The organism is Undibacterium sp. (genome assembly GCF_030683615.1).
In the GTDB taxonomy this organism is placed as follows: domain Bacteria; phylum Pseudomonadota; class Gammaproteobacteria; order Burkholderiales; family Burkholderiaceae_D; genus Undibacterium; species Undibacterium umbellatum.
The window spans coordinates 87,121-108,320 of the sequence record NZ_JAUXQE010000043.1; the positions used below are offsets into that span (position 1 = coordinate 87,121).

Annotated in this window: 20 protein-coding genes; 5 read left to right on the forward strand and 15 right to left on the reverse strand. The window is 50.8% G+C overall.

From position 1 onward, the window contains the following. Positions 1–2 precede the first annotated feature (2 nt). The 4 genes from Q8K39_RS23555 to Q8K39_RS23570 are packed head-to-tail and all read right to left on the reverse strand — an operon-like array spanning position 3 to position 3,754. The gene (locus Q8K39_RS23555) at positions 3–1,136 is read right to left on the reverse strand and encodes an ABC transporter permease (RefSeq protein WP_305263594.1); all 1,134 of its coding nucleotides are present in this window, start codon (positions 1,134–1,136) and stop codon (positions 3–5) included. Next, positions 1,133–2,122, reverse strand: a complete 990-nt coding sequence (locus tag Q8K39_RS23560) for an ABC transporter ATP-binding protein (RefSeq protein ID WP_305263595.1) — start codon at positions 2,120–2,122, stop codon at positions 1,133–1,135. The genes Q8K39_RS23555 and Q8K39_RS23560 overlap by 4 nt, the downstream gene beginning before the upstream one ends. Next, complete coding sequence (locus tag Q8K39_RS23565) at positions 2,119–3,087, reverse strand: HlyD family secretion protein (protein WP_305263596.1); 969 nt, start codon at positions 3,085–3,087, stop codon at positions 2,119–2,121. Before Q8K39_RS23565 ends, Q8K39_RS23560 begins: the two co-directional genes overlap by 4 nt. A 22-nt stretch (positions 3,088–3,109) precedes the next feature. Then, complete coding sequence (locus Q8K39_RS23570) at positions 3,110–3,754, reverse strand: TetR/AcrR family transcriptional regulator (protein WP_186952485.1); 645 nt, start codon at positions 3,752–3,754, stop codon at positions 3,110–3,112. Positions 3,755–4,140: 386 nt separating this feature from the next. On the opposite strand from Q8K39_RS23570, the gene Q8K39_RS23575 reads away from it, so the two are divergent. Beyond that, positions 4,141–4,335, forward strand: coding sequence for a hypothetical protein (locus tag Q8K39_RS23575; RefSeq protein WP_305263597.1), 195 nt, complete (start codon positions 4,141–4,143; stop codon positions 4,333–4,335). A 45-nt stretch (positions 4,336–4,380) separates the two neighbouring features. Here the strand turns inward: Q8K39_RS23575 and Q8K39_RS23580 are convergent, their stop codons facing one another. From Q8K39_RS23580 to Q8K39_RS23590, 3 genes are all read right to left on the reverse strand, one after another. Beyond that, a complete protein-coding gene (locus Q8K39_RS23580) occupies positions 4,381–5,247 on the reverse strand; it encodes an HDOD domain-containing protein (protein WP_305263598.1) in 867 nt (288 codons plus the stop codon). Between the two features lie 101 nt (positions 5,248–5,348). Further along, on the reverse strand, positions 5,349–5,837 hold the full coding sequence (locus Q8K39_RS23585; protein ID WP_305263599.1) for a CreA family protein: 489 nt from the start codon (positions 5,835–5,837) through the stop codon (positions 5,349–5,351). Between the two features lie 54 nt (positions 5,838–5,891). Further along, a complete protein-coding gene (locus tag Q8K39_RS23590; protein WP_186953092.1) occupies positions 5,892–7,334 on the reverse strand; it encodes an APC family permease in 1,443 nt (480 codons plus the stop codon). A gap of 291 nt (positions 7,335–7,625) precedes the next feature. On the opposite strand from Q8K39_RS23590, the gene Q8K39_RS23595 reads away from it, so the two are divergent. Beyond that, positions 7,626–8,006 (forward strand): DUF2946 family protein, encoded by a 381-nt coding sequence (locus tag Q8K39_RS23595; RefSeq protein ID WP_305263600.1) that lies wholly within the window; start codon positions 7,626–7,628, stop codon positions 8,004–8,006. A 106-nt stretch (positions 8,007–8,112) separates the two neighbouring features. After that, complete coding sequence (locus Q8K39_RS23600) at positions 8,113–10,416, forward strand: TonB-dependent receptor (protein WP_305263601.1); 2,304 nt, start codon at positions 8,113–8,115, stop codon at positions 10,414–10,416. A 39-nt stretch (positions 10,417–10,455) separates the two neighbouring features. On the opposite strand, the gene Q8K39_RS23605 is transcribed toward Q8K39_RS23600, so the two are convergent. From Q8K39_RS23605 to Q8K39_RS23615, 3 genes are all read right to left on the reverse strand, one after another. After that, complete coding sequence (locus tag Q8K39_RS23605; protein ID WP_186952476.1) at positions 10,456–10,815, reverse strand: 5-carboxymethyl-2-hydroxymuconate Delta-isomerase; 360 nt, start codon at positions 10,813–10,815, stop codon at positions 10,456–10,458. Positions 10,816–10,841: 26 nt separating this feature from the next. Next, positions 10,842–11,327, reverse strand: coding sequence for an N-acetyltransferase (locus tag Q8K39_RS23610; RefSeq protein WP_305263602.1), 486 nt, complete (start codon positions 11,325–11,327; stop codon positions 10,842–10,844). Positions 11,328–11,498: 171 nt separating this feature from the next. Continuing rightward, positions 11,499–11,927 carry a hypothetical protein gene (locus tag Q8K39_RS23615; protein WP_305263603.1) on the reverse strand — a complete coding sequence of 143 codons (429 nt, stop codon included), beginning with the start codon at positions 11,925–11,927 and terminating at the stop codon, positions 11,499–11,501. A 174-nt stretch (positions 11,928–12,101) separates the two neighbouring features. On the opposite strand from Q8K39_RS23615, the gene Q8K39_RS23620 reads away from it, so the two are divergent. Next, positions 12,102–12,785, forward strand: a complete 684-nt coding sequence (locus Q8K39_RS23620; RefSeq protein WP_230413614.1) for a MarC family protein — start codon at positions 12,102–12,104, stop codon at positions 12,783–12,785. Positions 12,786–12,791: 6 nt separating this feature from the next. Here Q8K39_RS23620 and cadR read toward each other — a convergent pair whose 3' ends face one another. Beyond that, the gene (gene cadR, locus Q8K39_RS23625) at positions 12,792–13,223 is read right to left on the reverse strand and encodes a Cd(II)/Pb(II)-responsive transcriptional regulator (protein ID WP_186952470.1); all 432 of its coding nucleotides are present in this window, start codon (positions 13,221–13,223) and stop codon (positions 12,792–12,794) included. 172 nt (positions 13,224–13,395) lie between these two features. Here cadR and Q8K39_RS23630 point away from each other — a divergent pair, with 172 nt between their 5' ends. Continuing rightward, positions 13,396–15,624, forward strand: a complete 2,229-nt coding sequence (locus tag Q8K39_RS23630) for a cation-translocating P-type ATPase (RefSeq protein WP_305263604.1) — start codon at positions 13,396–13,398, stop codon at positions 15,622–15,624. Positions 15,625–15,677: 53 nt separating this feature from the next. Here the strand turns inward: Q8K39_RS23630 and Q8K39_RS23635 are convergent, their stop codons facing one another. The 4 genes from Q8K39_RS23635 to Q8K39_RS23650 form a co-directional block, all read right to left on the reverse strand. Continuing rightward, complete coding sequence (locus Q8K39_RS23635; protein ID WP_186952466.1) at positions 15,678–15,983, reverse strand: hypothetical protein; 306 nt, start codon at positions 15,981–15,983, stop codon at positions 15,678–15,680. Between the two features lie 99 nt (positions 15,984–16,082). Beyond that, the gene (locus tag Q8K39_RS23640; protein ID WP_370868671.1) at positions 16,083–17,636 is read right to left on the reverse strand and encodes a SpoVR family protein; all 1,554 of its coding nucleotides are present in this window, start codon (positions 17,634–17,636) and stop codon (positions 16,083–16,085) included. Then, positions 17,633–18,904, reverse strand: coding sequence for a YeaH/YhbH family protein (locus tag Q8K39_RS23645; RefSeq protein WP_305263605.1), 1,272 nt, complete (start codon positions 18,902–18,904; stop codon positions 17,633–17,635). Before Q8K39_RS23645 ends, Q8K39_RS23640 begins: the two co-directional genes overlap by 4 nt. A gap of 56 nt (positions 18,905–18,960) precedes the next feature. Beyond that, on the reverse strand, positions 18,961–20,883 hold the full coding sequence (locus Q8K39_RS23650) for a PrkA family serine protein kinase (RefSeq protein WP_186952462.1): 1,923 nt from the start codon (positions 20,881–20,883) through the stop codon (positions 18,961–18,963). Positions 20,884–21,200 lie beyond the last annotated feature (317 nt).

The following is a 21,200-nucleotide window of genomic DNA, read 5'->3' on the forward strand; positions in this document are numbered from 1 at the left end:
AATTAATCCAAAGTCTGCCTATACCGCTTCAAAGCCACAAACCCCGCCAACAACAAAAACACCAGCATGGGCCACAGCTCTGGCACGAGTTGGTCTGCCGTGTTTCCCTTCAATAAAATACCCCGCACGATGCGCAGGAAGTGCGTCAGGGGCAAGGCTTCTCCTATGACTTGCGCCCATTCCGGCATGGCGCGGAAGGGGAACATGAAGCCGGACAAGAGCATGGATGGCAGGAAGAAAAAGAAAGTCATCTGCATGGCTTGCAACTGGTTTTTCGCTATCGTGGAAAAAGTGAAGCCCACCGCCAGGTTGGCCAGGATGAAGACGCCTATCATGCTCATCAGCAGGCCGAAGCTACCCTCCATTGGCACGTCAAATAGCAGGAAGGCAGCACTGATGATGACGCCCAGTTGTATATAACCCATCAACACATAGGGCAGGATTTTACCGACCATGACTTCTGCCGGGCGCACTGGCGTTGCCAGCAGGTTTTCCATGGTGCCGCGCTCGCGTTCGCGTGTCATGGCCAGTGAAGTCAGCATGACCATGGTCATGGTGAGTATGGTGCCTATCAGGCCGGGGACGATGTTATAGCGTGACAGACCTTCAGGGTTATAGCGACGGTGTACACGCACTTCATAAGCGGGCGCAGCGGTTTGCAGATATTGCAAAGGGCCTTTCAAGTCATGATGCAGGGCCTGGGTGGCGATGGCATTCAATGCAGCAATCGCATTGCCCGATGCCGATGGATCGGTCGCATCTACAGATATCAGCAGGGCCGGTTTTTCACCACGCACTAGTTGCTGGGTGAATTGTGGTGGTATCACCAGCATGAATTGTATTTTGCCGTTTTCCAGCAAGTGTTCTGCCTCTTGCTCACTCTGGCCTACAGAGTCGATACGGAAGTAACCGGTGTTTTGCATGGCGACGACAAAGCTGCGCGCCATGGGGCTATTGTCGATGCTGACCACGGCAGTTGGCAAACCCTTGGGGTCGGTATTGATGGCATAGCCAAACAGGATAAGCTGCAAGATAGGGATGCCCACCGCCATGGCAAAGGTCAGGCGGTCTCGCATCATTTGCTGAAATTCCTTGATGAAGATGGCAAACATGCGTGCCACAGAAAAACGCTTCATGCTGTCACCTTTTGCCGTATTTTCTGTATTTTCTGTGCATCATCCTTGGGAAAATTATCCGGGGCACTGGCGATCAGGCTGATGAAGACATCTTCCAGGTTGGCGGCACTCGGCGTGATTTGTATATTCGCCTGATGCCTGATAGTGTCCAGCGCCTGCAAGATCAGTGCTTCATCCAGCCCGGCCACATGAACAGCATTGCCGAAAGCAGCGACACTTAATACGCCTGGTGCTGATTTCAATGGTTCCAGTAATGCCCCCAGTTGCTCACCTTGCAGCGTCCAGACCTTGAGTTTGGAGTCACGTATGATTTCGGCCTCGGTACCACGCGCCAGTATTTTTCCGTAGGCGATATAGCAGAGTTCATGGCAGCGCTCTGCTTCATCCATATAGTGGGTGGACACCAGCACGGTAATGCCCTGGCCAGCCAGCAAATGAATCTGGTCCCAAAAATCACGACGGGCTTTGGGATCTACCCCGGCAGTGGGTTCATCCAGCAAGAGCAGGCGTGGTTCATGGATGAGGCAGGCAGCCAGTGCCAGCCTCTGCTTCCAGCCGCCCGACAGAGAGCCAGCCAGTTGATGCTGGCGTGCGGCCAGGCCCAGTCTTTCCAGCGATTGATCGACCGCATTTTTTCTCGATGGCAGTTCAAACAGGCGTGCCACGAAATCCAGGTTCTGGCGTATCGACAAATCGTCGTACAGCCCGAATTTTTGCGTCATATAACCTACCTGGCGCTTGATCTGTTCTGCCTGTTTGATGATATCCAGACCCAAACATGAACCAGTGCCAGCATCGGGTGTAAGCAAACCACACAGCATGCGTATGGTGGTGGTTTTGCCGCTGCCATTCGGTCCCAAAAAACCACAAATACGGCCTTTGGCGACTTGCAGCTCGACTTTGTCGACCACGGCGCGGCCACCATAGGATTTGCTCAGACCATGCACGTCTATGGCAAGATTACCCCTATCGACGCTGGTATTCACCGTGCTTTTCCTGAGCTTGTTGCAGCAGCCAGCAGTGATACGTCCAAAGGCTGCCCGGGGTGCAGCAAGAGTTTGTCAGGCTGGTCAGGTTTGGCCTCGACCATGAATACCAGTTTGGCTCTCTGTGCATTTGAATAAATCACTGGCGGCGTGTATTCAGCCTGGCTGGCGATGCGGGAAATGTGGGCAGGGATAGCTGCCCCGCAGCCATCGCAATGCAGACTGACTGCCTGGCCAACAACGATCTTGCCCAGTTCACCTTCAGGTACAAAGAACCTGGCTTTGCGGTTTTCTGGCGGCAGCAAAGACAGCACTGGCTGGCCCGGTTGCACATATTCACCCTGACGAAAAAATACTTCGGCTACCAGGGCATTCGCGGGTGAATTTTGTGATTTCTGTCCTGAGCGCCAGGCGGTCTGGCGCAATGCTTCTTTTGCCGCATCTGCACTGGACTGGGCGGCGGCACGTTCATCTGCGCGGGCTGGCAGTTTAGCGACACTCAGCGTGGCATTCAATTCTGCCACGCGTGCTTCACTGAGTTTGACATTGGTTTGTGCATCGTCCACACGGGATTTGGAGACGAAGCCCTGCCCCACCAATTGCTGTTGGCGTGCCAGTTCCTGCCTTGCCAGCGCCGCTTGCGCCTGTGCGCTACTCAGTTGCGCCTGGGTGATGGCGATTTCTTCATTGCGCCTGCCTTTTTCGGTATTACTGGCTTGCGCCTTGGCCCCCGCGAGACGGGCGCTGGCTTCGTCATGGGCAGCATTTTCAGCTTCCGCATCAAGTGCAAACAGCAAGCTGTCCTTGGCTACTTGTTGCCCTGCCTGCACTTTGATGCTGTCCAGCTTGCCGCCCAGCGGAGCAGAAATATAGATGTATTCCCCTTCGGCGTAGCCTGACCAGTTGGCGGATGGTTTTTCGTTGCAGCCAGCCAGTATGGCAAACGTAGCGAGAGCCAAACTCATTGTGGTAGCCAATGTGAATTTTCTATGCACGGTGTAACTCCTCATTCGTTGCAGCCAGGGCATACAGGGCACGGCTGACGCGGTCGGCAATGGCGGCATCGCTTAACACCTGGCTCAAGGGTTCTTGCAATATGGCCGGGACAAAGCCCATGTCCAGTGCTCGCGGAACGATGACCATGGGGGCGGCGATACTCCCCATCAAAAACGCCAAAGCGTGGGTAGGCTGTGCCACGGCTATCTCACCGGCCTGCATGGCTTGCATCAGCAAGCCGGTGATCAGTATTACGTGGCGTGCGCCATTCTTTTCGAGAAACTGCCTGGCAACTTTTTCACCCTGGGCAGCATCTGCCCAGACCCGCCCTATCCAGCTACCATGCTCACGCAATAAACGCCCCAACAAACAGAGAGCTTCGCGCAGACGCTGCACAGGCGAGCCTTCGTGATTAACTTCCGCCTGCAGTTGTGCAAACACTTCCTCATACATGGTCTGCAGCAACTGGGTCAGGAAATTGTCTTTGTTTTTGAAGTGGTAATGGAACATGCCCACATTCACACCAGCATGCTCGGCCAGCATGCGCAGTGACAAACCACCGCAGCCATGTTGTGCAAACAAGGCACGGCCGCTTTGCAATAAAACTTCATCGAGTTGCTGGGAAGGACGTGCCATTTTTTCTATATCTAACAGTTATTATTCAGTTGACTAATAATTGAAGTGTGCGTGCGTCCCAGAGCTAAGTCAAGCGTTTCTTGAAATCTTGGCAAATGCTTGTTTTTTAAAAATGAAGCAATGCAGCGCCTGCGAAGCATAGTCTGCTGCAATAAATATCGCCCTCATTTCATCCGCTGCAAACGCATTCCGATACTAGGAAATTGCACTTCGTCGCTTGCGGCTGGCGGCCTGCATGGCTGCGGTCTACAGTGCAATCACTCCCACCCGAATTGAAAGGAAATATCATGAACATCACAGCAAACATGGACGGTGTTGTCCTCGCTACCATCGCACTGGTCATCCTGAGCAGCCTGGTGCGCGTCATCATCGCTTAAGGACACCCCATGCTAGGCTTTCTGATCTGGATTATTTTGTTTGTGCTCTGCTGGCCTTTAGCCATACTGGCCCTGGTGCTGTATCCACTGGTATGGCTATTGCTCCTGCCCTTCCGCCTACTGGGAATAGCGGTGAGTGGTGTGTTTGAATTTTTGCGGGCCATCTTGATGTTGCCTGCCAATTTGTTAAAAAGCCGTCCATGAATCTGGACGGCTCTTTAGAAGTTAGCGGCCAAACGCACAATCTGGTCAATGCGCGTGATTGAATAACTCATGCAACTCTTCAAATCTGTCGTCCACTTCATCGGCAGACAAACCCAAAAACTCACAGGCGGCTTCGCCACCCTTTTCCCATTCGCAAGAAAACTCTTGCCCATGGTATTTTTGTATTCCATATTCAGCTATTAATGCCAGGGCAATCAGGCTTTTGACTGATTCGTCGGTATTTGGGTCATTGAGCACACTGTAGTCGTGATGCAAGAGTATGGCCAGCGACACACTCTCAGGTAACCCCCAGGTGCGCGCCATCAGTGAACCTATGGCGGTATGCGAAGTGGCGTGACGATGGTCTTCTACTGCTGTAAAAGTATCCTGCGCTTCCTGGTTGGCCAACTCCAGCGTCTCTGCATAATCGGGAAAACGTTCCAGCAACAAAGGTATTCCTATATCGCAAAACAGGCCAAAAGTATGGGCTTGATCAGGCGGACAGACGCGCAAGCGTCTCGCCAGTTGCGTCATAGCCTGGGCGCGCTTGGTAGAAAAGTCCCAGAATTTGACCAGGGAGATTTTCTCAATCTGTATGCTTTGCCTGGCAATTATTCCTGTCATCAGATTACCGCACTGGGTAATCCCCAATAAATTCACTGCGTGCTCAACCGATTTGGCCTTCAGCCGCAGGCCAAAGAAAGATGAATTGGCAAGTTTCAATAAGGAAGCTGACATGGCCACATCATTAGCAATGATATTGGTCAGCCTGCGGGGATCTGGGTCATCTGCCGCCAACTCCGCCTGTACGTCAGCCAACAAGCTGGGGCGTGGCGGGATGCGTATCGTCTTGATAAGTGCATCTACGGATTGCTCAGTGGTCAGCTTGGGAGCTGCGGCGGTGCTTGTCATAATGGTACGCTAGGGGAAATTACGCTTATAAATCACATTGTAAGCGTAATTGATTGCTGTATAGAAAAACCTGCGCATAATTCCCGTCCCAGCATCGCCAGTTATTTGATGGGTATAGGGGTACTGCGATCAACTGGAACAGCGGTCACGCTATTCTTAGGTGACCCTTCTATCAATTTGTCAGAATATGTTAAATACACTAAAGCGTTGCGTTTTTGATCCACCATACGGACGATGCGCAGTTTTTTGAACAGGATGGACAGACTCTGGTTGAATACTTCGTCCTGCTGTTTCAGAGGCCCGGTGAAACTAATAGGGCCAACCTGGCGGCAGGCGATTGAGGCGTCAGACTTGTCTTCTGCCAGACCCAGGCCACCTGAGATGCCGCCCGTTTTTGCCCGTGATATGTAACAGGTTACACCATTCACTTTGGGATCATCATAGGCTTCTATCACGACCTTATGGTCGGGGCCTATGAGTTTAAATGCAGTATCTACACTACCTATATTTTCTGCTTGTGCCGTTAGACTGCATGCAGAAAATGCGCTGAAGACAGCGACGGCGGCAAATTTCAGTGATAACAGTTTCATAATTTCGCTCTTTTACTGGAGGCGCCCAAGCCGGGCGCCTCAGGAAGATCAGGCTTATTGTTGTTTATTCAAGTGTGAATGGGCTTTGCTATACAGGAAATATATTGCAATTGCAACTGCCATCCAGATAAAGAATACATGGTAAGTAGTGGCCGACAAGTCCTTCAGGATATACAAGCAAGCCAATATGCTCAAGCCCGGTATCAGGTAAGGACCAAAAGGTACACGGAAACCACCTGCACCCTCGCCCAGTTTTTGCCTGCGGATGACAGGCACGGCAACCGATACCACCATGAACGCGACCAGGGTGCCCATGCTGACCATATCCCACAGGAAGGTCGAGTCAACCAGACCAGCGACTATGCCCACCAGCACGCACACCATGATGGTATTGCTGACAGGTGTACGGGTGCGGGCATGCACACGCTGGAAAGAACTGGGGATCAAACCATCTTTGCTGATGGCAAACAAAATCCGGCTTTGGCCGTAGATGGTTACCAGGGTCACGCTGAATACCGAGATCACTGCACCGGCAGACAAGATCAATGCGGGCCAGGCTTTGCCTGTGACATTTTGCAAGATCACTGCCAGGCCAGCCTCCTGACCTTGAAACATCTTGGCTGGCTGAGCACCAACAGCCGCAACCGCTACCAGCAAATAAAACACGGTCACAACGATCAGTGCCGCCATGATACCCAGCGGCACATTACGCTTGGGGTCTTTGACTTCTGCACCCGCCGTTGCCACGGTATCAAGACCGATAAAGGAAAAGAATACCGTACCGGCAGCCGCAGTTACACCCGCCATACCAGCCAGTCCCTTGCTGTTGTCAGTATTAAAGAAGGGAGTGAAATGCTCGGCATTAAAACCGGAAAACGCGACGATGGCAAAGAAAGTCAAGATAAGCAGCTTGATGATCACCATGACTGCATTCACTGCGGCCGACTCCTTGGCGCCACGCAACAGCAGTATGCAGCATATGGCAACCAGGATCATGGGTGGCAAATTGAATTGTCCAGCATGAAATTCGACCCCATTGACACCTGCGACTATCATGGGCGAACGTAGCATCTCCGGTATTTGCCAGCCCAAGGCATTGGTCAGGAAATTATTCAGATATGCCGACCAGCCTATCGCCGTAGCACTTGCTGCAAGACCATATTCAAGCAACAGACAAGCGGCAACGATGAAGGCGCCAAACTCACCGACTGTTGCATAGGCATAGGAATAAGAAGAACCGGATGCCGGGATACGGGAAGACAACTCGGAATAACACAAGGCAGTCAAACCAGCTGTAATTGCAGCTATGATGAAAGACAAAATAACCGAAGGGCCAGCCTTGGGCACGGCTTCTACCATGGTGAAGAAAATACCGGTACCGATGGTAGAACCGACGCCTATCATGGTCAGGGAAAACAATCCCAGCGATCGATGCAGGCTATGGCCCTGATCATCTGTCACCTGTTCGCTATGGTCTATGGGCTTGGTACGGGTCATTTGTTGACCCAGGCTAACTTGTCTCAAGATCTATCCTTCTGCTTATGGCCGTCTAGGGCGTGTTGACCTACTAGCTGTTAATAGCTGTTAACTAAGGGGGCTGATGCCAGAAATCATCCTGACTCTGAAGTCTGGATTTTGCTGTCTGCCATTCTGTGGCCCAGTTCAGGCTCGCCCCGAAAATCGCCATGATAGCCCCAAATATGCCGAATTAGATGTCAGTTCGCTTATTTTTCCTGACTTCCAACAGCGAATTTGTAGCAGAACAGAAGGGTGATACAATGCCGCCCCATGTCCGCCCACCGCATTTCCCTGTCGTGTTTTCGCCACCTGGTGCGCGCAGTACTGCTCATGTATGTACTGACGCTGGGTGTCGCCATGGCATCTTCCGTGGTGAAATCCGGTGAACAGGGCATGAATTTGATTTGTACCAGCACCGGCTATAAGTTCATCAAAGCTGACGGAGATGGTGTCAAAGAGACTGGCAAGAGCATGATGCATTTGCTGGATTGCTCCATGTGCCTGGCTACCAGTTTACCTGCCGACTTCCCGCAAACGACTGTTTTTGCAGCACCACACGCCCTGTCCTACGCTACGCGTTCCATCCCAGCGGCACGCCTGGCGTCTATTGTAGCTGCCCCACTCCCCGCACGCGGGCCTCCTTCTATCTAAGAAACCGATTTTATTTAAGCTTGCCATGCCTGTGACATATCTGTGTTCAGTGCTATCAGGCATGCATCGCGCATTTGCATGCGCTCCAATTTTTTAGATTATCTTTATGTCGAATTCTTTACGCTCAGTGCGTTTGCGCGCACTGGTGGCTGCCATGGCAGCCGCCTTCCCATTTCTACCTGCTTACGTGCAGGCCAGCGAAACCATAGAAAACACCAGCACTGCCGAGCATGTCATCATCAATGGCAACCGACCGTCCTCCCTGCCCAAGGAAATACCGACCACTATCGAGGGCATCAACGCCAGGACCATGGAGCAGACCATCAATGCCATTGATGCAGAAGATGCCCTGAAATACCTGCCTAGCCTGCTGGTTCGCAAGCGCTATGTCGGCGACTACAACCATGCAGTGCTGGCGACGCGCGCATCTGGCACAGGCAACAGCGCACGCTCCATGGTGTATGCCGATGGCATCTTGCTGTCTAACCTGTTGGGTAATGGAGCTAGCTTCACGCCGCGTTGGGGCCTGGTGACACCAGAAGAAATCGACAGGGTGGATGTATTGTATGGCCCTTTTTCAGCTGCCTATGCGGGCAATTCCGTCGGTGCTGTGGTCGATTATGTGACACGCATGCCCAGGCAGTTTGAAGCACATGCCAAGCTGGTAGGCTTTGGCGAAAACTTCCAGCAATATGGCACAGACAAAAGCTATAGCGGCAAGCAACTCAGCGCTAGCCTGGGCAACAAACAAGGTGCGTTCTCATGGTGGTTGAATGTGAACCAGCTCGATAGCGATGGCCACCCTATTGCCTTTGCCAACAAACTGGCCTCAGCAGGTGTCAGTAGCAATGCGGGCAAAGCTGTGACGGGTGCGATTGCCGACAAAAATCCACAAGGTCTGGACTGGTGGATACTGGGTGCCACTGGCCAATACCGTACCACGCAAGATCACGCGAAAATCAAGCTGGCCTATGACATCAGCCCGACCTTGCGCGCCAGTTACACCTTGGGTTATTGGCGCAACAACATGAATAGTGGAGTCGAAAGCTATCTGCGCGATGCAGCGGGCAATGCGGTCTATAGCGGCGATATCAATATCGTAGGTAAAAAATATACCCTGGCCCCGACCGATATGGCTAACAGCAAAAACCAGCTCGAACATGTCACCCACGGCCTTAACCTGAAAAGCAATACCAAGGGCGTATTTGACTGGGAAGTGGCGGCCAGTCTGTATGACTACAGCAAGGATATCGCCCGCTCCCCTACGGTTGCGATTCCGCAGGCAGATACCGGTGGCGCTGGCCGCATTACTGACGGTGCAGGCACGGGCTGGAACACTCTGGCTTTGAAAGGCATCTGGCGTCCAAATACTGAGCACACGGCAGAATTTGGTTATCAGCGCGAAGCCTATCAAATGCGCACCCAGGTATCCGATACCAATGACTGGATGAATGGCGGAGCACTCAAGCGCTTCTCAGCTTTCCAGGGTAATACCCAATTGCAAAGCCTGTATGCGCAGGATGCCTGGCGTATCAGTCCGGCATGGAAAGTCATCATCGGCGGTCGTTTCGAACAATGGCAGGCAGATCAGGGCGCTATTTCAAATGCCAGCTCCACCCTGCCCTTCGCCACACGCGAGGAAAACTATTTCTCACCAAAAGCAGCAATTGCCTACAAAGCCAGTGAAGACTGGACGTTGAAAGCATCGGCTGGGCGTGCGGTGCGTATGCCTACAGTGTCAGAACTGTATCAAGGCAGCATTTCCACTACGGCCATCGTCAACAATGATCCCAACCTGAAGCCAGAAAAATCCTGGACCGTGGAATGGACGGCTGAAAGGGTATTGAATGAAGGCAAGGGCTTTTTACGTACTACCCTGTTCCACGAGAGGACCAGAGACGCCCTGTATTCACAAGTAAATACCCTGGTCACGCCGAATGTGACCAACATCCAGAATGTGGATGAAATCCATACAACAGGGCTGGAACTTGCCTATCAGGCCAGCGATGTCTACTCCCGAGGCCTGGATCTGGCGGCTAGCCTGACCTATGCCAACTCCGAAATTACCCGAAATGACAAGTACCCGATCAGTGTAGGTAAATGGCAACCACGCGTACCCGCCTGGCGCGCCAATTTTGTCATTAGCTACCGAGCAGATGAAAAGCTGAGCACCACCCTGGGTCTGCGTTATAGCGGCAAGCAATACGGCTCACTCGACAATAGTGACAGCAATGCCTTTACTTACCAGGGTTTTTCCAGCTTTGTGGTGGCCGACGTGCGTGTGCGCTATCAACTGGCCAGGCAATGGGCAGCCTCTATAGGAATAGACAATCTGAACAACAAAAAATACTGGGCCTTCCACCCCTACACGCAACGCACCGTAGTCGGTGAATTAAAGTTTGATTTTTAAACTCGCAAGAAATTGAAGGTGCGTTTCGGCAATCGGCGTCTAATTGCCTAAATGCGCCTTCGCATAAGTTTCCTTATCGATCTCAAGTATCTCGACACAAAGCTGCACATCCAGCCCCTGCGGCCAGACATGTGCAGCTTGAATGACGGCCAGTACGCGCTCTGACAATTCGCGTTTCACCTCAGTACTGCGTCCTTTCAATATCGCCAGTTTTGCATGCAAAAAAGCGCGCTCAGCAGGCGCAGTACCGACGACTACATCATCAAAGCGGATCGCCCTGCTCTTGATATCGACCTCCTGAAAATGACGCGTTTCTACTAGGGACGTATTGATTTGCAAGAGTAATTCCTTGGCTTGCAGGGGGAGATTGCTCGAATATTCGACGGTCAGATGAGGCATGTTTTTTCTTTCTTTTTCAACTATGTTTATAACTTGACCTGCATGAGCAGATAAGAATTTCTGATTCCGGTTTGCACAAAACCGCAAGAGGAATACATTCCTGCTGCCGGATTTTGTGGATGCACGGTTAATGAAACTTGCTTAACGCCCCGTTGACGCGCCGCATCCAGCGCCGCCAGCATCATGACTTTACCAAAACCCATGTGCTGATAAGCAGGCAAGAGCGCGATACCCAATTGCGGTGTCTGCTCATCAATATAAGCCAGGCCCATGCCATCCGGCAACAGACGCATCCAGCAAGCGCCTATGGGATTTTCTTCTCGCTCAATGTGTGCAATGACACCAAGATCACTGGCACGGCCCCAGTTTTCAGCATAGATGCGGATCGGTGGCAGTTGCAAAGTTTCCAGCGGGCGCATACCTGCGGGTGGTGGATCCCACAAGGCGATATGCAAAAAATTCCAGAGCAAATCCTGATGCTGGGGAAGTAAGGGAGAAAAACGTAAACTCATTGCGCATTAAAAACATGTGATGGCTGTTGTCACATTCTAAGCAAATACTGGGACAAATGCATGGCACGGCTTTTTATGCGCGGGAAAGCAAAAAGAGAAACCTGAGCCACACCGCCGTTTCTCGGCAAGCTGGCCCAAAAACGTGTACGACCCAGGATAGAAGTGCAGGTTTTATGATCTGGTGGCAACTATCACACTGGAACTACGTGCTTTCTTAATTTCATCTTCCACATTGCAGCCACCGACATTTTCAGAGTCGAATACTTTAGGCTCCCATTTACTTTCCATGATGGAGTCTTTTTTTGCTGTAATGTAGTAGCGAGTACATGGCATCACATCCAGGACAAGGGTTTTCTGTGATGGTGCACGGGACTGGGAAGAGCTAAGCTGAACAGTGATGACATGTTTTCCTGGCGCAACTTGAACTGGTCCTGTCAGATACGATGTCTGATCCACTGAGACTATATGCACTGGATATTCATGGTTTGGTAAAGGCCGATCAGGATTGCCATTCAGGTAAGATAGAGGCGCCATTTGGCAAGCACCAAGTAAAGTCACACCGATGGTGGAAAGTGCAGCGACTCTGAACAAAGACTTCATACTTTCTCCTTTATTTTAATTAATATGTTTCCTAAAAAGCTAATCAAGTGTACACCGTCTATATAAAATTGAATATCCACGGAAAGTATCAATTTGTATGTAGAACTCATGTCAGGTAGTCGCCGCTGCTGAATTTCTGATGCATAATCATTAGCCCATATTCAAGGAGCAAGCATGAGCATCACAATGATCATTTTTTTCAAGGCCCTGATCGTAGTCCCGATCACCTTGCTACCCATTCTGAACCCCATTGCCATCGCCCCTATCTTTTTATCCATGACCGGGCCGCTAGAGCCACCTCTGGCCAACCGCCTGGCAAAACGTATAGCCTTGAATTGCTTTTTCCTGCTTATCGGTGCCATTTTCGTCGGTTCGTACGTGCTGGATTTTTTTGGCATTTCCCTGCCCATTGTCAGGGTTGCTGGCGGTGTCGTGGTTGCCATGGCGGGCTGGAAATTATTGAATGACCAAGGGCAGGACAATTTGCGCAATTCTGTTGCAGCCTCGCACGGTGGCACCTGGAGCAGGGAAGAACTGCGCAAGCGCAGCTTTTATCCATTCAGTTTCCCGCTGACTGTGGGGCCAGGCACCATTGCTGCCTCGGTCACCCTGGGCACGCAGATGCCACACAAACCCGTAGACTGGATCATTACCGGAGTTGCTTCTTTGTTAGGCGTCTTGTTGACCAGCCTGGTGATTTATCTCTGCTATCGCTTTGCCCGCAATATGGAAAGAATGCTGGGCGATGTCGGCGCCATCGTGCTGCTGCGCCTGTCCGCCTTTATTTTGTTATGCATAGGTATAGAAATTGGCTGGGCCGGTGTTTCCGATTTGCTGGGAGATTTGAAACTCCGCTAAAACCACTCATTTACCCGGCGCATGGCAGGCACAAGCTTCGCCATGTGCTGCGGCCACCAGTTCATGCAAAATGCCGCATTCCTGCCCTTGATGCTGCTCATCACAACGGGCACGCAGTTGTGTTAATTGTTTCTCCAAAGCGCGCATGCTTTTCAGCCTGGCCTTGACACGGCTGATTTGCTGGTCAATCAAGTGGTTAATATCACCGCAGTCTTCCAATGGGCTGGAAATAAAAGTGACCAGCCGTTTGATATCAGCCAAAGGAATATCCAAAGCGCGGCAATGACGTATGAAAGACAGTCGCTCCAAATGGGCCGGAGTATAGCAGCGATAGCCGTTCTCCTGACGTGCCGGCTCCGGCAGCAAGCCCTGTTTTTCATAAAACCGTATCGTTTCTATCTCAACGCCAGTTGCGTTAGCCAGTTCACTGATGCGCATGCTTACTCCGTTTAAAATGGGCGATGATACTGGTTTCATCCAGCTTACTTGCTACAACTTACTTGCTACTTATTTGCAAATTAGCTGCTGCTGAATTGCAGCTGAAATTATTCTTGACCCTGTAGTGACTCCACAGTTTACACTCATTGTAAACTATCGCTGAGAGATGCAAATGTCTGAAAAAAATACCTGTTGCAGCCATCAAGATCATGAAAAAACTCCCGTCAAAGCAAGTGCTATGGCACCAGTGTTGCCGGCAAACACCAGCAAACTAAGGCTGAAAATCGAGCAAATGGATTGCCCCACAGAAGAAGCCCTGATACGCAAGGCCCTGACTTCTCTGCCTGGTGTGCTGGAGCTGGAATTTGACTTGATCAACCGGGTATTGACTGTACACCATGAAGCAGCTGAGCTTGTCGCCATCCAGCAGCGCCTGGCAGGTACAGGCATGCAAGGCATCGTTCTCAATGGCGAACAACCCGCAATAATACAAGGTGCAGGCTCACCCGCACATACCTGGCTGGATTACTGGCCAGTTGCCCTGGGCGGTGTAGCGGCCATCGCAGCAGAAATGCTGGGCTGGTATAGCGGCGACGAAAACTCCCTCATCATTGCCTTGCTGGCCTTGTGCACCATCTTCAGTTGCGGCATCCCCACCCTGAAAAAAGGCTGGATAGCCTTGCGTCACTTTAGCCTGAATATCCATTTATTAATGACGGCAGCGGTCCTGGGTGCAACCGCCATAGGACAATGGCCAGAAGCTGCCATGGTGATCTGGTTATTCGCCATCGCCGAACTGATAGAAGCCGCCAGCCTGAGCCGCGCCCGCAATATTATCCAGGGCTTGCATTCGCAAGCGCCAGAAACCAGTTTGCTGCAACAGCAAGATGGTAGCTGGCTCAGTGTGGCAACTGATACCGTCGCGCTGGGGCAAAGCATACAAATCCGCCCTGGTGACAGAGTGCCTCTCGATGGCACCATAGAAACTGGACAGTCCAGTATCGATGAAGCTGCCATCACAGGCGAAAGCATGCCAGTTGAAAAAAAACTGGGTGATCTGGTATATGCAGGCAGCCTGAATCAGAGCGGCTTGCTGCAAATCAAGGTCACAGCCGTCCAGGCATCCACCATGCTGGCCAGGATTGCACAATCGGTGCAAGAGGCGCAGGGCCAACGCGCCCCCACCCAGCGCTTTGTCGACCGCTTTGCAGCAATTTATACGCCGGTGGTATTTGTCATTGCCTTGCTGGTAGCGGTAGTGCCGCCATTGCTGCTGCAACATGGCTGGCATGACAGCTTGTACCGCGCCCTGGTTTTACTAGTCATTGCCTGTCCTTGCGCTCTGGTGATTTCGACCCCGGTCACCGTGGTCAGTGGCCTGGCATTGGCTGCCAGACGTGGCATTGTCATCAAAGGTGGTGTGTACCTGGAGCAGGCAAGGCATTTAAAAACCATCGCTTTTGATAAAACCGGCACCCTGACTTCTGGCAAGCCGCAACTTACCGAAACGATCAGCTTGAGCGCGCAAACTGCTGAAGACATACTGACCCTGGCCGCCAGCCTGGACGCCCATTCCAGCCATCCGCTGGCAACTGCCTTGTTAAAAGCCTGCAAGAGCCCAATACTGGCAGCTTCGGATATCAAACTGTTCGAAGAGGGGCGTGGTCGTGGTGTCAGCGGACAGATCAATGGAAACGTCTACCATCTGGGCAACCAGGCCATGTGGCAAGCCCTGCAATCGAAAGAGGCGATCAGCAAACCACCCGCTGCCTTGGAGCAAGAACTAAGCAGACTGGAAGCGGCAGCAAACACTGTGCTGTTTCTTTGCCAGGGTAGTCAATTGCTGGGCTTGCTGGCGCTGGCAGATCAAATACGCGAACATAGCCGTGCCGCGCTGGCAGAGTTGCAAGCCATGGGCATAAAAACTGTGATGTTGACAGGGGACAATGCAAAAACTGCAGCCGCCATTGCCACCCAGGCGGGCATCAGCGAGTTCCAGAGCCAGATGCTGCCCACTGAAAAACTGGCCGCCATACACAAATATGGCGAAAATGGTTTGACTGCCATGTGTGGCGATGGCATCAATGATGCCCCTGCCCTGGCGCGTGCCGACATAGGCTTTGCCATGGCGGCAGGAAGCGATACGGCGCTGGAAACGGCAGATGTCGCCTTCATGCAGGACGATTTGCGCAAACTGCCAGAAATGATCCGTATCTCACAACGAACCGCAAGCATTCTGACGCAAAATATCAGCTTTGCCTTGCTAATCAAGTTTGTGTTTTTTGGATTGGCACTGACAGGGCATGCCAGCCTGTGGATGGCTGTATTTGCTGATGCCGGCACCAGTGTACTCGTGGTATTGAATGGCTTGCGCTTGCTGAATAGCAAAAAAATAGCCTAAAGACGATTTTGGGCAAAATGCGGGAATGATGAAAATCATTCCCGGCAGCTCATTTACTCTGCATTGGAGATGGGTTCATTCAGCATCAGCGCATGCTCGACGATTTCAGTCTCGTCACCGATGCGGCTATTCCAGGCACGCACGAAATAAGCCTTTTCTGTCTGGGTCGGAGCTTCATACCAAATCACCATCAATGTGCCTTTGTGGTCGTGAATCTTGGCCAACTTGGTAATGCATGCAGTATTACCATCAATATCGGCCAACCCCATTGCATATCCATAAACACGGCTCAGACGCTCTATGCGGTCTGGCTCGGTCTCGCTATTGGTGGCAGAAATTTTTGGGTGGTCCAGATACATGGTGCATCTCCGTCTTCTGATGGGTGTTTTTCATTCTAACCGATAGACCACGCTGTCGCTATCGGGATTTGGGGGCATTGCCCTGCGAGCCTGAAAAACTCAGGGTCTGTTGCGTTTTTCCCATTTACATTCTTGCCTTGCCAGCACCTTGGACTCAGGATCGACCGTTTCCAGATAAACATCAAAGCCCCATAATCTGGCTACATGCTTGAGCATTTCACCTGTTTGTGGATTCAGAGGGCGGCGCAAATACTGGGTATGGCGCAAAGTCAACGCCCTGTCCCCCTGCATATCTACCGACCACACCTGTATATTCGGTTCCCGGTTGCCGAGATTGTATTGCCCTGCCAATTGTTCACGCAAGTAACGATAGCCATGCTCATCATGGATGGCCGAAATTAGCAACTTGTCTTTGCTGTCATCATCCAGTATGGAAAAGAAATGAAAGTCACGCATCAGTTTCGGTGATAAATACTGTGCAATAAAGCTCTCATCCTTGAAATTGCGCATGGCAAATTGCAAGGTTTTTTGCCAGTCAGCACCAGCAAAGTCAGGGAACCATTCGCGGTCTTCCGGCGTCGGGTCTTCGCAGATGCGGCGGATATCCCGCATCATGGCAAAGCCCAGGGCATAGGGATTGATACCATTAAAATAACGGCTACCCACAGGTGGCTGATACACCACATTGGTATGGCTTTGCAAAAATTCCATCATAAAACCATCGCCAACCACACCTTCTTCATATAGCTGTTGCAGTATGGTGTAATGCCAGAAAGTGGCCCAGCCTTCATTCATGACCTGGGTCTGGCGTTGCGGATAAAAATACTGAGATACCTTGCGTATGATGCGCACGATCTCACGTTGCCAAGGTTCCAGCAACGGTGAATATTTTTCTATGAAGTACAGGAGGTTTTCTTGTGGTTCGGAAGGAAAGCGTTGCTTGGCCAGACTCTCAGGTGCTTCATTACGACGCGGTATGGTGCGCCACAAGTCATTGACTTGCGACTGTATATATTTTTCCCTGTCTTCCTGCCGCTCCCTTTCTTCTGCCAGGGAAATGCGGGCGGGACGTTTATATCTGTCCACGCCATAATTTTGCAGGGCATGGCAAGAATCGATGATCAGCTCTACTGCCTCCATGCCATAACGCTGTTCGCAATCGGCAACATAATTTTTGGCAAACAACATGTAATCAATGATGGCGTCGGCATCAGTCCAGGTACGGAACAGATAATTGCCCTTGAAAAAGGAATTATGTCCGTAGGCTGCATGCGCGATCACCAGTGCCTGCATGGTCAGGCTGTTTTCTTCCATGAGATAAGAAATACAGGGGTTGGAATTAATGACTATCTCATAGGCCAGCCCCATTTGCCCACGCTTGTAACTTTTTTCTGTGGACAGGAAATGCTTGCCGAAAGACCAGTGGTTATAAGACACTGGCATGCCGACCGAAGCATAGGCATCCATCATTTGTTCAGCAGTAATGATCTCCAACTGATTTGGATAAGTGTCGAGACCGAATTGTTCGGCCACCCGTCGTATTTCTTCATGCGCTTGCTCGATGAGTTCAAAAGTCCATTCTGATTGTTCGGGCAAGGCGCGTGCATGTTTTTTTCTGGTGCTGACATGGTCGTTTTCCATGGAGGACCTCATTTTGGCTGCTTCTTGAACAGTTCCCGAAAAACCGGATAAATATCTGCCGGTGTTTCTATTTTTTGCATCGCAAAGTGGGCTTGGTGCTCGGCGACTTTTTCATATTCAAGCCACAGGTTTTGCGGCTGACCATCAGTTATTTCTACATAGGCATAATATTGCACCAGCGGCATGATGCTGTTGATGAGCAATTGCTTGCAAGTGGTAGAATCATTGTCCCAGTTATCGCCGTCCGACGCCTGCGCCACATACACATTCCAGTCGGATGCTGCGTAGCGCTCACGAACAATCTGTGCAAGCAGATTCAGGGCAGAGGAAACGATGGTGCCGCCCGATTCACGCGAATGGAAAAAAGCCTCTTCATCAACTTCCAGCGCCGTCGTATGATGGCGGATGAAGACGACTTCTATCTTTTCATAGGCCCGCGTCAAAAACAGGTATAACAAGATAAAGAAACGTTTCGCAGTATCTTTCTTTTGTTCATCCATAGAACCGGACACATCGAGCAGACAGAACATCACGCACTGACTGGCAGGCTTGGGGACTTTGACACGATTGCTATAACGCAGATCAAAAGGGTCAAGAAAGGGAATCGCCAGCAAACGGGTACGCAGATGATGTATTTCCTGCTTCAGTGCGACGAAGTGCGGGTCTTTGGGATCCACGCCGACTTCCAGCAAGACTGTCATTTCTGCTTCTGCATCTTTCAATCTACGCGCAGACTTACCGCCGACCGCTATCCGCCTGCCCATGGCCCCACGCAGAGAACGCAGTACATGCAGGCTCGATGCAGTACCCGAGGTTTTGTACCCGGCACGCTGGCTCTTGAAATCTGTCGTCGAGGTCAATTGCGTCTTGACCATATTCGGCAATTCCAGGTCTTCGAAGAAGTAATTCATGAATTCTTCACGCGACAACTGGAATACGAAATCGTCTTCACTGGGGTCTTCGCTATTCCCGCCCTGCCCTTTACCCGAGCCACCACCACCGCCCTTGGGTCGCGCAACCTGATCACCGCGCTGGTATTGTTCATTACCTGGCTGCACACCTTCCCAGACTCCGCCATGGGCATGACCAAAAGTCGGTTCGCTGACATCCTTGACAGGTATGGATATGCGCTCGCCGCTTTCTATATCGGTAATCGAACGCCCCTTTACCGCTCTGGCAACAGCTTCTTTGATCTGCCCCTTATAGCGACGCAAAAAGCGTTCGCGATTCGGGGCAGATTTATTTTTACCTTGGACACGCCGGTCAATCAGATGAACCAAAATGCTCTCCCGTTTGTCCTGAAAATACCTGCATCACTCTGCTACCCACGCATCAGTTATGAAGATTTCCTGACACGCAGATACCATTCACATAGCAGGCGTACCTGTTTGGCCGTGTATCCTTTGGCAACCATGCGTTCAACAAATTCCTGATGCTTGTTAGAGTCGTCTGCACTGGCCTTGGCATTGAAGGAAATGACAGGCAATAACTCTTCCGTATTCGAGAACATTTTTTTCTCGATGACCGTACGCAGTTTTTCATAACTTGTCCAGGCTGGATTCTTGCCTGCATTCTGCGCCCTTGCCCTCAGTACGAAATTGACGATCTCGTTACGGAAGTCTTTAGGGTTGGAAATACCTGCTGGTTTTTCTATTTTCTCCAGCTCATTATTCAGGGCATCGCGATCAAAACTTTCACCTGTGTCCGGGTCACGGAATTCCTGATCCTGTATCCAAAAATCGGCAAAAGTCACATAGCGATCGAAAATATTCTGACCATATTCTGAATAACTCTCCAAATAGGCCGTCTGAATTTCCTTGCCTATGAATTCGGCATAGCGTTGCGCCATGTATTCCTTAATGAAGGAAACATATTTTTGCTCAATTTCTGGAGCAAATTGCTCACGCTCGATCTGCTGCTCCAGCACGTACAACAAATGCACGGGATTGGCAGCCACTTCAGTATTATCGAAGTTAAATACCTTGGACAAAATCTTGAAGGCAAAGCGGGTAGACAGGCCATTCATGCCTTCGTCGACACCAGCATAGTCAGCATATTCCTGGCGAGATTTTGCCTTGGGATCGGTATCCTTGAGGTTTTCGCCGTCATACACCTGCATCTTGCTGAAGATGCTGGAATTTTCTGGTTCTTTCAGGCGTGACAGCACAGCAAATTGCGCCATCATTTTCAAGGTGCCAGGGGCACATGGTGCAGCTGCCAGTGAAGAAGTACGCACCAGTTTTTCGTAAATTTTTATTTCATCATTGACGCGCAGGCAATACGGTACTTTGACGATATAAATACGGTCAAGGAAGGCTTCGTTGTTTTTATTGTTTTTAAAGGTTTTCCATTCAGACTCATTGGAGTGAGCCAGGATGATGCCTTCAAAAGGTATCGCACCAAAGCCTTCAGTACCCTTGAAATTACCTTCCTGTGTGGCTGTCAATAAGGGGTGCAAGACCTTGATGGGGGCCTTGAACATTTCGACGAATTCCATCAGCCCCTGATTTGCCAGGCACAAGCCACCTGAGTAGCTGTAGGCGTCAGGATCGTCCTGCGCATATTCTTCGAGCTTGCGGATATCAACCTTACCCACCAGTGAAGAAATATCCTGATTATTCTCGTCACCAGGTTCAGTTTTGGAAACCGCAACCTGTTTTAAGACTGAGGGATAGCGCCGCACGACGCGGAACTGGTTGATGTCACCATTAAATTCATGCAGGCGCTTGACGGCCCAGGGGCTAGGTATGTTTTTAAGATAACGACGCGGGATACCGAAATCTTCTTCCAGTAAAACGCCGTCCTCATCTTCGTTGAACAAACCCAGAGGCGATTCATTGATGGGTGAACCCTTGATGCAATAAAAAGGGATTTTTTCCATCAAAAATTTCAACCTTTCGGCGATGGAAGATTTACCACCACCGACAGGGCCTAGCAAATACAGGATTTGTTTGCGTTCCTCCAGACCTTGAGCTGCATGGCGGAAGTAGGAAACGACCTGTTCTATCACTTCTTCCATGCCATAAAACTCACGGAAAGCGGGATAGATCTTGATGACCTTATTTGAAAAAATACGTGATAGCCGCGAGTCATGCCGGGTATCAACCAGCTCTGGCTCACCGATGGCTGCCAGCATGCGTTCAGATGCACTGGCATAGACGAGACGGTCTCTTTTACAAAGATCAAGGTATTCCTGCATGGAATACTCTTCTTCGCGAGTCCGTTCATACCGTGCGGTGTAGTTGTCAAAGATATTCATCCCGACCTCCATGGATAAGCAGAAAACATGCAAATACCGAACCGGTCTGACGACAATTAAAAACCAATTCAAATCAACTCAAATTAATTGCCAGCCAGCACACTACAACTTTAGTGTAGTTGAAATTATCAAAACGTGCAGACGAAATTGTTACTCTGTGCAAAATGTTGGAAATAAGCAAAAGCAAAATCAGGAAAACAAATTAAGTGAGAAGAATCAAGCCAGGCCCAACGCCACATAAATAAACAATCTACACTATCCAACGCGATCGCGTGGAAGACGTTGACAGGGATTGTTAATTACTGTGATGCGAATTC